Source organism: Myxococcus sp. AS-1-15 (genome assembly GCF_020037055.1).
GTDB lineage: Bacteria > Myxococcota > Myxococcia > Myxococcales > Myxococcaceae > Myxococcus > Myxococcus fulvus.
The window spans coordinates 1-12192 of sequence record NZ_JAIQDF010000016.1 but is presented as its reverse complement, the minus strand read 5'-3'; the positions used below and the strand labels follow the sequence as shown (position 1 = coordinate 12192).

At 70.6% G+C, this 12192-nt stretch carries 10 protein-coding genes; 3 read left to right on the top strand and 7 right to left on the bottom strand.

The genetic code is table 11. The features are described 5' to 3' along the window. Window positions 1-125: 125 nt before the first annotated feature. Window positions 126-1097, top strand: a complete 972-nt coding sequence (locus K8625_RS33920; RefSeq protein ID WP_223748965.1) for a TIGR03885 family FMN-dependent LLM class oxidoreductase — start codon at window positions 126-128, stop codon at window positions 1095-1097. A gap of 123 nt (window positions 1098-1220) precedes the next feature. On the opposite strand, the gene K8625_RS33915 is transcribed toward K8625_RS33920, so the two are convergent. Both K8625_RS33915 and K8625_RS33910 read right to left on the bottom strand, forming a co-directional pair. Further along, window positions 1221-1769 (bottom strand): outer membrane beta-barrel protein, encoded by a 549-nt coding sequence (locus K8625_RS33915; RefSeq protein WP_223785014.1) that lies wholly within the window; start codon window positions 1767-1769, stop codon window positions 1221-1223. A gap of 199 nt (window positions 1770-1968) precedes the next feature. Continuing rightward, complete coding sequence (locus K8625_RS33910; protein ID WP_223785013.1) at window positions 1969-4425, bottom strand: helicase-related protein; 2457 nt, start codon at window positions 4423-4425, stop codon at window positions 1969-1971. Between the two features lie 162 nt (window positions 4426-4587). Here K8625_RS33910 and K8625_RS33905 point away from each other — a divergent pair, with 162 nt between their 5' ends. Then, the gene (locus tag K8625_RS33905) at window positions 4588-5112 is read left to right on the top strand and encodes a DinB family protein (protein ID WP_223748962.1); all 525 of its coding nucleotides are present in this window, start codon (window positions 4588-4590) and stop codon (window positions 5110-5112) included. Here the strand turns inward: K8625_RS33905 and K8625_RS33900 are convergent. The 4 genes from K8625_RS33900 to K8625_RS33885 form a co-directional block, all read right to left on the bottom strand. After that, window positions 5105-5623: a DUF4334 domain-containing protein gene (locus K8625_RS33900; RefSeq protein ID WP_223748961.1), complete on the bottom strand. Its 519-nt coding sequence runs from the start codon at window positions 5621-5623 to the stop codon at window positions 5105-5107. The genes K8625_RS33905 and K8625_RS33900 overlap by 8 nt on opposite strands. After that, entirely contained in the window at window positions 5620-6738 is a 1119-nt protein-coding gene (locus tag K8625_RS33895) for an NAD(P)-dependent alcohol dehydrogenase (RefSeq protein ID WP_223785012.1), read from the bottom strand. The genes K8625_RS33900 and K8625_RS33895 overlap by 4 nt, the downstream gene beginning before the upstream one ends. Before the next feature lie 53 nt (window positions 6739-6791). Next, entirely contained in the window at window positions 6792-8378 is a 1587-nt protein-coding gene (locus K8625_RS33890; protein ID WP_223785011.1) for a hypothetical protein, read from the bottom strand. 164 nt (window positions 8379-8542) lie between these two features. Continuing rightward, the gene (locus tag K8625_RS33885; protein WP_223785010.1) at window positions 8543-9736 is read right to left on the bottom strand and encodes a DnaJ family molecular chaperone; all 1194 of its coding nucleotides are present in this window, start codon (window positions 9734-9736) and stop codon (window positions 8543-8545) included. A gap of 278 nt (window positions 9737-10014) precedes the next feature. Here K8625_RS33885 and K8625_RS33880 point away from each other — a divergent pair, with 278 nt between their 5' ends. Then, entirely contained in the window at window positions 10015-11019 is a 1005-nt protein-coding gene (locus tag K8625_RS33880; RefSeq protein WP_223785009.1) for a hypothetical protein, read from the top strand. Between the two features lie 71 nt (window positions 11020-11090). On the opposite strand, the gene K8625_RS33875 is transcribed toward K8625_RS33880, so the two are convergent. After that, entirely contained in the window at window positions 11091-11657 is a 567-nt protein-coding gene (locus tag K8625_RS33875; RefSeq protein ID WP_223785008.1) for an imm11 family protein, read from the bottom strand. Window positions 11658-12192: the final 535 nt, after the last annotated feature.

Here is a 12192-nt window from a genome sequence, read left to right as displayed (position 1 = left end):
CCTGGGGCGAAGGTGGAGATGCTGGACGAAGGACGCACCCGGGGGCGCGTCATGCGTGCGACAGCGCACAGTCATGGACACGAGGGACTCGCGACGGCACGCGGGCGGCACCAACGTGCGCGCGCATGCTCACGCTCGGTTATCACGCCTCCCATGAGCAGTTTCCTCCCAGTGAGTTGTTGCGCCTGGTGCGCCGGGCCGACGCCGCGGGCTTCACGGCCGCGCTCAACTCGGACCACTTCCACCCCTGGAGCGAATCGCAGGGACACAGCGGCTTCGCGTGGAGCTGGATGGGCGCGGCGCTCGCCACCACGCGGCTGTCCAGTCTGGGCGTGGTGAACGCTCCCGGACAGCGTTATCACCCGGCCCTCATCGCGCAAGCCCTGGGCACGCTCGCGGAGATGTTCCCGGGTCGCGCCTGGGCCGCCCTGGGCAGCGGGCAGTTCGTCAACGAGGGCATCACCGGGGAGCCCTGGCCCCCGAAGGACCTGCGCAACGCGCGCCTGCGCGAGTGCGTGGACATCATGCGCGCGCTCTTCCGCGGGGAGACGGTGACGCACCGGGGCCTGGTCCGGGTGGAGGAGGCGAAGCTCTACTCGCGGCCCCAGCAGGCGCCCCTGCTGGTGGGCGCGGCGATAACGCCTCAGACGGCCGAATGGGTGGGCGGCTGGGCGGACGCGCTCATCACCGTGAGCAAGCCCCCGGACGAGCTGCGGAAGATGGTGGAGGCCTTCCACCGGGGTGGCGGCGAGGGCAAGCCGATGTTCCTCAAGGTGCAGCTCTCCTGGGCGGAGGACGAGCAGGCCGCGCTCCAGGGCGCGATGGAGCAGTGGGCGACGAACATCTTCGCCAGCTCCGTGCTCACGGACCTGCGCTCGCCCGCGCAGTTCCAGGAGCTGGCGCGCACCGTCCAGCCCAAGGACCTGGAGGGACACGTGCGGGTGTCCTCCAGTTTCCAGCGCCACGTCGACTGGCTCGCCGAGGACGTGAAGCTCGGCTTCAGCCACCTGTACCTGCACAACGTCAACCGCGGACAGGAGCGCTTCATCGGCGCGTTCGCGGAGCACGTGCTCCCAGCCCTGCGCACGGCGCGCTGAAGCCGGGGCCCGCGCACGAGGATGACACGGGTGTCATCCCCGCCACTGTGCGAAGAGGTTGTTCACGACAGGCCTGTCAGCCGCCCCTCGGAATTCGGGGATACTCACGCGAGACGCGGGCTCTCACCAGAGCAGCCGCCAGCCGATGCCCAGGCTGAGGTAGTCCGCCTCCCTGTCCGTCTCGTAGGTGTAGTTGTGGAGGTTCTTGTGGAGCCGGCCCTCCAGGGCGAGCGGCAGCCACGGCGTGGGACGGAACTCCAGCTCCGCGCCCACCGAGTAGCCCAGGTTGCTGACGGTGCCCTTGTTCCAGCCCGCGCCGAAGAGCACCGCGGGCCGGACGCCGCCCAGGTCCACGCCCAGCCGTGCCACGCCTCCGAGCTGGAGGAGCGCCCGGTTCCGCAGGTCATAGTGGTGCTGCGAGCCATCGAAGGTGACGTCCATCCGGGAGCCCGCCCTCGCGTACACGGCGAGCTCCGGACCGATGGAGAAGAAGCGCCCCAGGTGCTTGAGCAGATGCAGCCGGACGCCAGGCCCGCCATGCGTCTCCCCTTCCAGGTCCTTGCCTCGGGCGTAGCCCACGCCCACGCCCAGCTCCGCCCCCGTGAGACGGGCCTCGTCCTGTGCCCAGGCGCCCGTCGACAGCAACAACGCTCCCGCGACCACTGCCTTCATGTCCAAGCCTTCCGCGTGTCCCGGCCCCCCGACGACTGTGCGGTCTTCAAGATCCGGGCCCGACGCGTCCTTCACGAAGTGGGTGGGCGCGGTTCGCGATGACGCGGCTCGACGTCGGCCCACGGAGCAGCCGCGACGACCACGCCGGTGTCCATCCGCCCCGGATGACTCCCGCGCGCCGCGAGGCGAACCACCGACGTCAGTCCGACTTGGGCGTTCCCTGTGCGCCGCGAGACTCCGGGCCATCGCGACGGGGGACCGGGCGCGTCCCCGTGTGTGCGGACGGGCCATGCGTGCCCGCCTTGTCCGGGGCCATCGAGGGCGCCTTCCCTCGTCGTCGGCGACGCCGCCGCTTCGACGCGGTCCCCGGAGGCGCGCCCCCCAGCTCGCGCAGCACCAGGGCCCGCGCACCACCCTCCAGGCGCAGCTCGCGCGTCAACGCCTGCACCTCTGCGGCACCGCGAGGATGGCGCAGCGCCTCGCCCAGCCGCTCGACCAGGTCGATTCTCAGCACCACCGGCCCCAGCAGTTCGTAGCCGAAGGCTCGCGCGTCGCGCACATTCCATCCGGCCGCGTCGAGCACGGGCTCACGGGGCACCCCGCGCGGCGCGGGCTTCTGGAGGAACAGCGCCGTCAGCATGCACCGGCGCTCCAGCGCCTGCGGAGCGAGCGCGCCGGCCACGTAGACGAAGCGGCGGCCCTCGCGCACGCCCACGGCCTTGAGCCGCTCGCGCGACTCCTCGTCCAGCAGCGCCCACTGCTCGCGCGCCTCGCCCACGGTAATCAGTCCGACACCCTCGGCCAGCCGGTACGCCAGCCCACGCGTCGGCGGCGAGCGCCCCGCCCCGGTGAGCGACTCCGCCGGGAACCCGCCCATCGCCTCCGTGACCAGGTCGCGGGCCAGCGCATGGAGCCGACGCTCGAGTCGCCGCCTCGCGCCGCCCGTCCACACCTCCGGCTCCGCGAGCGCGACCTGCGGCGAGCGCCGGTCCGTGCCGCGCACCAGCCGCCCCAGGGGCTGGCTCTCGAAGGAGATGTTCCCGGACGCATCCACCTCGAAGACCTCGTGCGTCGCGTCCACCACGCGCTGCACGAACTGCTCCTCGGTCATCAGTCCCTCCGCGGAGCCGGTCTCGCCCAACAGCGCGCCGAGCTTCGCGAACGGGTTGTCCGAGCTCGCCGCGGGCGTGGCGGAGGCCCGCACGAAGCGCCGTGCGCTCCTGCGCGCGGCCCGCTGGACGAAGCGCTCCACCAGGCGCTCGTGCAGCGCATCCCCCAGCGCGTCCTCGATGTGCCGCGTGCGCTCCTGCCACTGCTCCGCGTCGCGCAGCCAGCTGGAGCGGTGGCTGATGTACGTCCAGATGCGGATGGCGGCCAGCCGGTCCATCAGCGTGTGGATGTCTCCGGAGACGTCATCGAGCGGCGACACCTGCTTGGCCAGCCACGTCGCGTCCAGCATCCCGTCCCCCGCCGTGAGCTGGAGGAACGTCTCCCGCAACAGGCTGACGTGCTGGCCGAACAGCCCCTTGCGGAAGTCGGGGATCTGGCAGACCTGCCACAGCAGCTCCACGCCCGCGCGGTCCGTGACGACGTCTCGGACGGCCGGCAGTTGCGAGAGGTCCTTCAGCGCATCGAAGTCGTCGGCGCGTTCCACCCGGACGAAGGCGTTGTGGCGCGGGGCCCGCGACAGCGAGTCCAACAGCGCCTCGGGGCTCGCGAAGTCGAGCTCGGCGTTGCGCCAGATGAGGCTGCGCACCGCGGGGAAGCGGTGGGTCTCGATGGCGGTGACGACCCGGGGCGGCAGCTCGTCCAGCGTGTTCAGCGTGCCAAACGTCCCGTCGTTCAGGTGGCGTCCCGCGCGGCCGGCGATCTGCGCCAGCTCGTCCGGGAACAGCTCCCGCTGCTCGGCCCCGTCGAACTTGGAGAGCGAGGCGAAGGCCACGTGGCCCAGGTCCAGGTTCAGCCCCATGCCGATGGCATCCGTCGCCACCAGGTACTGCACCTCCCCGGACTGGTACATCGCCACCTGGGCGTTGCGCGTCCGGGGCGACAGCGCGCCCAGCACCACGGCCACCCCACCGCGCAGCCGGCGCAGCGCCTCGGCCAGCTCATAGACGCGGTCCGCGGAGAACGCGACCACCGCGGAGCGCGGCGGCAGGCTCTTCAACGAGCGCCGGCCCGCGTAGCGAAGCTGGGACAGGCGCGTGGCCCGCTTGAGCGAGACGTGCGGGATGAGCGACTGCACCATCGGCCGCATCGTCTCCGCGCCCAAAAACCACGTCTCCTTGCGGCCTCGCGCGTGGAGCAGCCGGTCCGTGAAGACATGCCCCCGCTCGCGATGCGCGGCGAGCTGGATTTCGTCCACCGCCAGGAAGTCGACGACGCGGTCCAACGGCATCGCCTCCACCGTGCATATCCAGTAGTCGGGGCGCGGCGGCAGGCGCTTCTCCTCGCCCGTCATCAGCGCCACGCGCCCCTCGCCCACGCGGGCGGTCACCCGGTCGTAGACCTCGCGGGCGAGCAGGCGCAGCGGCAGCCCCATCATGCCCGTGTCGTGCTCGAGCATCCGCTCGATGGCCCGGTGGGTCTTTCCAGTGTTCGTGGGCCCCAGCTCCGCCACGACGACGGACGAACGGCCGGATGCGCTGGAGTTCATTGCGGAGAGTCTAACCTCGCGCCCGGCCTCGCGCCCTGCGACGGCTTTCCAACCCATCCTCGGCTGCCTCCTGGGCTGGGCACGCACGCGCGGGCGCGCCGCGTCCTGACCTGGGCCCCCTGGAATGGACGACCCCGGCAAAGCCCCCTAGGGTCGCGCCCCATGGCGAACCCCGTCCGAGACACGCTCCTGGGCCAGCTCGACATCGCGTGGGCCCTCACCCGCTACCACCTGGAGGGGCTCACCACGGAGGACTGCCTGCGGCGCCCCGCGTCGGTGGGCCTGCACGTGACGCAGGACGCGCAGGGACACTGGCGCGCCCAATGGCCCGAGCACGAGGGCTATGACCTGGGCCCCGCGAGTGTGGCCTGGCTGACGTGGCACCTGGGCTTCTGGTGGTCCATGGTGCACAACCACTCGTTCGGCGACGGCACCCTGACGCGGGAGGCCGTCGTCTGGCCCGGCTCCGCGGACGCGGTGCGCGCGTGGATTGTCGGCCTGCACGACACGTGGCGCGAGGCCATCACCCGCCTCACCGACGAGGACCTGCGGTCAAGCGCGCGCACGCGCTGGCCGCTCACGGGCAAGCCCTTCGGCGACATCGTCGCCTGGGCCAACGTGGAGCTGATGAAGAACGCGGCGGAGCTGGGCTACGCGCGCTTCGTGCTGGCCGTGCCCCCTACTTGAGCGCCGGCGCGTTCGCGTCCCGCCGCAGCACGAAGAAGTACGGCGACGGCATGCCGCGCGCGTCCATCAGGCCCAGGAGCGTGTTCTCGTCGGCCTGACGGAACACGTCGAGCGTGGGCCAGTCGTCGTAGATCATCGTCGCGCTGAGCTGGCCCCGGTACTCCACCTTGCGCAGGCGCGCCTTGAACTTCGACGTCTCCACGTCGGCGCGATGCGGCCCCACGGGGCCACGAATCGTCGGGGACGGCCACTTCCGCGGGTCCACTGGGAACACCGCCGCGCGGTCCTCCGTGTAGAACAGCAGCGGGTGCACGCTCTCGGCGTCCAGGAACTGCTTGCCGTACCAGCCCGTGGCGCCCAGCATCCCGTCCATCGGGTGTCCGGTGCGCAGCTCACTGCCCTTCCACGTGCCCACCAGGGACTCAAGCTCCACCGGCCCCAGGCTGTCGAACAGCGCGAGCGCCTCCGCCTGGCTCAGCGTCCCCGCCTTCACCACCTCGTCGAAGCTCATCGTGCCGCTCCTGTGTGCATGCGCAGCACGGGCTTGATGGCCGTGCGCGACTCCATGTCGTGGACCGCGTCGTTGATGGCCTCGAAGTCGTACGAGCGGCTGAGCTTCTCGATGGGGAAGCGTCCTTCCGCGTGCAGCGACACCAGGCGGGGGATGAAGCGCTTCGGGTCGGCGTCGCCCTCGAGCATCCCCACCAGCCGCTTGCCGAACAGCAGCGCCGTCATCGGGATGGAGACCTGTGCGTCCGCGCCCGGCAGGCCGAGCAACGCGCACGTCCCCAAGGGGCGCGTCACGTCGAACGCCTGTCGCAGCACCTTCGGAGAGCCGACGCACTCCAGCGCGAAGTCCACCCCGCCCCGCGTCTTCTTGAGCACCGTGCGCGTCAGCTCCGGCTCGTCCGCGAGGAAGGTGTCGGTGGCGCCCAGCTCCCGCGCCAGCTCCAGCCGCCGGGCGTCCAGGTCCACCGCGAAGATGCTCGCCGCGCCCGCCACGCGCGCCGCCATCACCGCCGCCAGCCCCACCGCGCCCACGCCGAAGACGGCCAGCCGCTGTCCGGGCTGCAGCCGGAACGACTCCAGCACCGCGCCCGCGCCCGTCTGGAAGCCGCAGCCCAGGGGCGCCAGCAGCTCCAACGGCGCGCCTCTCGCCACCTTCACCGCGTTGTGCTGGTGCGCCAGCACGTGCGTGGCGAAGGACGACTGGTGGAAGAAGCCCGAGCGGATGGGCTCGCCGCGCCAGCGCATCGGGTACGTGCCGTCCGGCCGCGCCCCCGAGAAGTTCCCCGCGTAGCCCTGCTCACAGTACGCGGGCTGTCCGCGCGCGCAGGTGCCGCACGCGCGGCAGGAGTAGTAGCTGAGCACCACCGCGTCCCCAGGCTCGAAGCCCGCGACGCCCTCACCCACCGACTCCACCACCCCCGCGCCCTCGTGGCCCAGCACCGCGGGGAACGCGAAGCGCCCCTGCCCCGCCCGGTAGCTCAAGTCCGTGTGACAGATGCCACTGGCGTGCACCCGGACCCGGAGCTCCCCCTGGCGGGGCGCGTCCAGCTCCACCTCCTCCAGGACGAAGGGCGCATTCACTTCCCGCAGCACCGCGGCACGGACCGGAAGCGTCATGTCCGGAATTATTGGCAGACCGCCAACAAAATCACCAGGGCTCCGAGGCCCGGTCAGAACGCGTCGCCGGGCCCCAGCTTGAGCAGGAAGGTGTCGGTGGCGTCGGGGACGAGGGAGCCCGTCCCGAAGTCCTCGGTGTGGGAGAAGTGGCCGAACAGCAGCGTGCTGCCGTTCCCCTCGCCGGAGGGCACGGCGCTCACCACCTGCTCGGAGAAGAGGTTGGACGGACCTCCGGAGCGAAGGAAGAAGCGGTTCCACAACTCGCGGCCCTCCAGGTTGAAGCGGCGCGCGAACAGCTGCGGGTTCTGCGCGGGGTCGCTCGCGCCCGGCGCGGGGTGCGGGAAGTCGCGCGACAGGCCGCTCGCCACCACGCGTCCGGCGGGCTCCACGGCGATGACGACCTTCTCCGAGCGGCCCAGGCTCTTCACCCAGCGCGGTGTGCCCGCGGCCTCCGCCACCAGGAGGAAGGCGAGCCTGTCGCGCAGCGTCTGCGAGCCCCAGCGCAGCTCGCCGGCCTCCATGCTCCCCGATGCGACCAGCGTGCCCTTCGCGGTGGTGCCGAGGCTCGTCACCCAGCCGTTGGCGCGGGGAAAGGCGTTGAACCAGGTCAGCTGTCCCTCCCGGGAGAACGTGGCCAGGAAGGGAGACTGGCCCAGTGCGGTGAAGGTCCCCTTCGCCGTGCGGACCGTGCCGAAGTAGGAGCCGCCCAGCGCCACACCGCCGTCGGGCAGCACCGCGAGGCTCACCGCCTCCGCGCGGTAGTTGCCGCACTCCGGCTCGGAGACGCGCTGACGCCACACGACGGTGCCCGAGGCGCTGATGCGATAGAGCGCGTTCTCCGTCGGAGCGCACCGCAGCGCCTCCGAGTACGGATGGGAGGCGCGCACGCTCACGTAGGCGCCATCGTCCCGGCTGGCCACGAGCGCGAGTCCCACCTCGTTGAGCCCCTGCAGCGGCAGGGACCACTCCCCGCGCCCCTCCGGGTTGAAGCGGGACAGGGCCAGGCCGCTGAGCGGCTGGCTCGGCGTGTCCATCGACACGGTGCCATGGCGGACATCCGTCATCAGATAGAGCCGGCCCGTGGACGACACGCTCATGGCGACCGTCCCCGAGACATCCATCGGAGATTCGCCATCAAAAGGATGCAGCGCGAAGGAGCGCGTCCACACGCGGGCGCCATCGGGCGTGTAGCGCTTCAGCTCCAGATGGGACGAGGCGCCGTCAGCGCGCCCGAACGAGGTCGACGACCCCTGGATGGAGGCCGTGTAGATGGACGCCCCATCCCAGGTGGTGCCGACGCTCGCGGCCATGTCGTGGAGGGGTTGGCGCTCATGGTTCAGCCAGAGTGTCTTGCCGGGTGTGCCGGGCTGCGGCGCGGTGCCACCGTCCTCGGGCGGGACGGTGCCGCCGTCCGACTCACCGGGAGCGCCGCCACCGTCGGGAGCACCTCCGCCGTCCGGAGTCCCCGCGTCTGGTACGCCCGCATCCGGAGTGCCCGCGTCGGGAGGGACTCCCGGAGCCGGCTCGCAGGAGGCGGTGGCCTCACAAGAGGCCACGGGAGGCGATGAATCATCTCCATCACAGCCGGCCATCCCCAGACACAACACGAGCCATGCGCCAAAGCCACGCCAGTCAGCCACGGTGTCTCCCTCCCGAAACACACCCGGGCGACAGGTTGGGCACGGCGCACGGGGCCGCCAAGACACGAGGCTCCAGCCTGCCTCCCTCCTCTGCATGCGTGCGGCGCGGAGGCCCCGCCGAAGCGCTCGTTCACTCCGGGACACGGCGCACGCGAGCGCGGCCGTCACCCGTTGGGGCGCGAGTGCTTCCGGATGTACTCCCACGCCTCGATGATGCGGCGCGTCTCCTCCTGCGCCAGCTCCTGGAGCTTCGGTCCGAGCTGCGCCACCTTGTCGGGGTGGTACTGGGCGACGAGCGCGAGATAGGCGCGCTTCACGTCCGCCAGCGGCGCGCCTCGGACGACGCCCAGCACCTCCCACGGTGACGGAGGTGGAGCCTGGGGCCGCGGCGCGGGCTCCTCCTCGGCGGCCTCCTCCTCGTCGTCCTCGGGGGGCGCGTCCTCCTCCGCCTCGGAGGGCTCGGGGTCGGGCTCCTCGGGCGCGCGCGTGTCGGCCACGGGCTCGGCGCCCTCGCCACAGCTCGAGCACAACAGCCGCTCCCGCGACTCACCTCCGGACGCGGTGACGACGACGTCACAGCACTCACCGCACACCACGTGCTGACACTGCTCGCAGCGCGCGGCGGAGGCGGCTTCGTCCAGGCCCACGCCACACCGGGGACACGCGTCGGGGAGCGGAGCCTCCTCACCGCACCGCACGCAGAACGCCCAGCCCCGGTCCACCTGGACCTCGCAGGCCTCGCACTCCAGCGCCCCGGGATGCTCCCAGTGCTTCTCCTCGCCGCACCACGGACAGAACGGCATCAGCCACGCGAGCTTCCCCGCGCAGTCCTCCGCGTCACAGTCGAAGTCGAGCCGGTATCCGCGGGCGACGGACTGGGGGACGTTCTGCTCGTCGAACGACTCCCCGCAGTTCCAGCAGCAGTTGAAGAACCGATGTGACGGCGCGCCGCAGGCCTCGCACGCGGGGTTGCCGTGCTCGCTCTTCCAGACCACCTCGTCGCCGCAGGTGGGGCAGAAACCCATGCAGGCCTTCACCTCGGCATGCGTACAGGTCTCCCGAGCGGCGCGGCGCGCGCGCTCACGTTGCCCGCGAGGGGCGGCGAAGGAAGGTGTGCGCCCCTCCTCCACCAGCGCCTCCCACAGGCACGAGCGGCACACCCGCCCCTTCACCTTCCTGGACCCCGCCTCGGAGGCGCCCGCGCGCTTCTGGAACACCGCCGCCGCCAGCGACTCGACGCTCAGGCACGACTGGCAGACGGCGTCGCCACACGCCTCGCAGTGGCCCGCGAGGCGCCGGCTCCCGAAGCCCAGCAGACCTGGCGTCAGCGTCTCCAGGCAGCACGGACAGGCTCGCATGCACTTCCTTCGCCGGGTGGGGCCGCCAGAGCGAATCCCCGAGGTGGAGCCCTCCGGCATGCCCGACTCCCACCCGGAGGTCCAGAAACCCACCGCACGTCACGATTCGGTGTCATCCACCGGGCCGGAGTCGCGCGCTGGTGACACTTTTCTTGTCATCACAAAATTTCATCTGTCTCACGGATTGCCTGCTACCCGAGGGCCTGGGTAAGGGAGCACCTCCCTCGCTGTCCCCACGGGTGTCCTCGATGCGTCGTCTCGGCTCAGCCCTTCTCTCCATGAGTCTGCTGGTTGGCTGTGGTCCCACCGAATCCGCTCCGCCGGCCGAGCCCTCCGCGCCGGCCGACACGGTCCAGAACGAGCAGGCGCCGCTCACCACGACGGACGTCGACGTGGCGCCGGAGTGTGAAGGCATCCTGCAGTTCGCGAACACGGCGAGCTTCTTCAAGCTGGACCGGTATCTGCCCAGCGACGCGGCCAACAACATCATCGCGGCTCGCACGGTGGCGCCCTTCACGACGCTGGCGCGGCTCTCCGGTGTCTCGGAGATGGGCCCGGTGCGGCTGAAGCAGCTGGAGCACGGCGCGCGCGCCGAGGAGTACATCGACCAGAGCTGCCTGGGCATCTACGACGAGCTGGCGCTGTCGCAGGATGACGCCGCGGCCATCGTCACGCTGGTGAACACGGCGAGCACGAACACGCTCTACGCCGTGCTGCCGTATGCGTGGAACGGGGCGACGAGCCTCATCAACCTGCGTCCGTTCACGAGCGTGCTGGGCATCTCGAATGCGTTCGGCATCGGCTCGGTGAGCCTGCGCAACCTGCGCAACGCGGCCACCATCGGCTACTCGCTGGACATGCTGGTGTCCGCGGTGAACGCGCTGCCGGAGGACGAGTGGGAGGTGAAGATGAGCACGGGGTTCAACATCGAGACCATCCTGGACGGGGCCTACGGCACGGACCGGCTCGCCTCGGCGGACTGCTTCGGCATCGACCTGACGGGCCGCTCGGGACAGTTCGAGGACCGGGGCTACCTGGCGGACGCCACCGAGGTGCGCAACTACGTCCACAGCGCGGTGAGCACGGCGAACCGGTACAACGCGATTGACGCCGACATCGTCACGGACGGCAAGGCGGACCTGGCCGCGCGCACCGCGGGCCGCACGTTCAAGGGCTGCCACATGCACTACGAGAACGGCCCGTGGGCGGGCGTGCAGGTGCACTTCTTCGTCGACACCGCGTCGGACTTCCGCATCCTGACGGTCCAGCACTGGGTGGAGTGATTCACGGCTGAGATGCACCCACGGCGGCGACTTCCCACGCGGAGGTCGCCGCCGTTTCGTTTGGGAGGTTGCTAGACCTCCGTGAACTTCACCCCCGTGGCATTGACGTGCTCCAGCGCGAGCTTGAGGTCCTCCGAGACGATGAGGGCGCCCGTCCAGCCCTCGGGTCTGAACACCCTGGCGGTTCCCACCTTCGACTTGTCGATGCGCAGGTCTCTCACGGAAGCGTAGTGCCCCACCTTCTCGGGCACTCCGTCCTCGTGGGTCCAAAGCCGGATGCGGGAAGCATGCTCGTCGATGCAACGGATGAGACGGGTGGCGACCAGCAGCAGGTACTGGTCTGCGTGCCCCTGGATATCCACGGGGATGAGCTGAACGTCTGCTGGGGCCAGCTCCGCGAAGAGCTCGGCGACCCTGACCTGGACGACCGGGATGCGCAGCCCTGCCTCCGTGAAGTCCAAGGGCGTTCCTGGTGCTTCGACAGGGATTCCCAGGCGCCCCTCGACCTGGACCGGGGTGCCCTGCCGGAACCGGTCCGGCGCATGCACCTCTCGGCCCATGCCATCAACGGGCGTATCCAGGTGCCACCGTCCTGGGACCTGGACATCGTCGTGCAATTCGCAGAAGCGCTGCCCCATGGTCGAGAACCTACGGCGCCGTTCCTCGCGTGACGAGCATCTTCAGCTCCGTGCCGCGCATCGTGACTTCCCGGGCCAGTCGTCTGATTCACGCCTCGGGTGACTAACAGCCCTTAAAGCACACCCTTTACCTGTTCCGGCCACCAGCAGTCTGCCGTGTCTGCCTGCTCTCCCGAGGGGGCTCTACACCATGTGAGGGAGAGCCACGAGACTGGAGTAATTTCATTCTGTCCGCAAGCGCACTCGCGCGCCAACTGGGTCTCCGTTGCCGCCGCGAAGCAAAGCGAAAGTTGGAGTGCCGGCGTGTCACTCGGGAAAGTTGGCGAAAGTAGAACCTCCGAACGCTGGCGAGGGTCAAGTCCCGAATCGTGTGTAGTTGGTTCGGAGGGGGTTCGGGGGAGGAATGCTCCTTGGCGGTGTCAAGCAGCGGCAGTGTCTGGGGTTGAGTTGAGCAGGGTCATGTCGAGGTAGCGGCGGTCGTCCCAGATACCAGTCACTTCGAGGGCGACGGCGGTGATGAGACGCAGCGCGCTGG